The following is a 1,526-nucleotide window of genomic DNA, read 5'->3' on the forward strand; positions in this document are numbered from 1 at the left end:
TACTTAATACGATTATAGGAATAAATATTATAAATAAAAAACTTGATGCTGTATCAACACTATTTTTTATTGCACTTATTGGAGTTTTACATACTATTGAGTATAGATTATTATCTAATTGCGTTATAGTAGCTAAAAACTCTATTCCTTGTAATTTATCTGAAATAACATATGACTCTAAATTTTTGTCAATTATATATTCATTAGTTATTACGAATCTATTTTTCTTAGACATGCCACGTTTACCTACCATGTTATTATCATTGCGATTCATTGATGTATAATTATTGGTAAATATTAATAAATCATTTTTATAATATATATCTATACTTACATTTTTACTTTCTCCATATTTTGATATGTAATTAATCAAATCATCCTCAGGACCTTCACCTATTAAATCTCCAACGGACCTTCCAAATTTACTTAGCTCCTTACTTGTTTGTTTTATGTAAAAATCTTCAAACCCAAATCTAAAAATACATATTCCAATTAGTATTATAGAATTTATTAATATAATTCCTGTAAGTAGTTTATTTTTTATAGACCTCAAATTATTATCCTCCAAACTTATACCCAAATCCTCTAATAGTTTTTAATAAGTGTGACTTAGATCCTAATTTATTTCTTAATCTATTTATATGAGTATCTAATGTTCTAGGATCTCCTATGTAATCATAACCCCAAACTAAATCTAGTAAGTTATCTCTTTCAAATATTCTTCCTTTATTTTTTATAAATAAAACTATTAAATCATACTCTTTTGGCTTTAGTTCAATATGTTCGTTATCAATTTTCATTAATTTAGTGTCTAAGTTTATAGATATCTCTTCATAAGTTAATGTATGTTCATCTTTTACTTCATTACTTAGGACTTCTGATCTTTTTAGTAAGTTTTTTATTCTTGCTATTAATAGATTAGGATTAAATGGTTTAGATATATATTCATCAGCTCCTATATTAAAACCAAACAACTCATCTAAATCACTATCCTTTGCTGTTAGTATAAGTATTGGAACATTTGATTCTTTTCTTAGTTCCTTACATACATGCCATCCATCATATATTGGCATCATTATGTCTAATACTACTAGAGAAATATTTTCTTTATCAAATATTTCTAAAGCTTCTTGTCCATCTTTTGCAGTATATACATTATAATCTTCTTTTTTTAAAAAGTCTGATATTAATCTTAGTATCCTTATATCATCTTCTGCTACTAATATATTTATCATATAGTTTATTGTCTTCCCTCCTAGTTTATATATAAAAATTTCGATTCCTTTTATCATATAGTTAAAGTTGCTCTTGGCTTACTTAATTATAAAAGACCACCTTTATGATTAAAAGATGGTCTTTTATAAGTTAATATTTATTTTGATAATAAATCTTTTAATGCTTCGTATGTGAAGTCTTCTATTTCACCACAGCTTATTTTATCTTTCTTTAAATCTAAGCATAATTCCGAATTATATTTTTCTCTTATTATTTGCATTAATTCTTTAGAATATTTTGATGATTCATTA

General features: G+C 24.4%; 2 protein-coding genes. Both read right to left on the reverse strand.

Translation table 11 applies throughout. From position 1 onward, the window contains the following. Positions 1–553 (reverse strand): hypothetical protein (locus VLM92_RS15220; protein ID WP_325277169.1); only part of this gene is annotated, 553 nt, incomplete at its 3' end. A gap of 4 nt (positions 554–557) precedes the next feature. Then, positions 558–1,235 carry a response regulator transcription factor gene (locus VLM92_RS15225; RefSeq protein WP_325277170.1) on the reverse strand — a complete coding sequence of 226 codons (678 nt, stop codon included), beginning with the start codon at positions 1,233–1,235 and terminating at the stop codon, positions 558–560. Positions 1,236–1,526: the final 291 nt, after the last annotated feature.

The organism is Romboutsia sp., assembly GCF_035470145.1.
Lineage (GTDB): Bacteria > Bacillota > Clostridia > Peptostreptococcales > Peptostreptococcaceae > Romboutsia_D.

Bases quoted from the DNA above. Each gene is read 5' to 3' on its own strand.
- VLM92_RS15225 (WP_325277170.1), bottom strand. From the start codon at position 1,235: ATGATAAATATATTAGTAGCAGAAGATGATATAAGGATACTAAGATTA.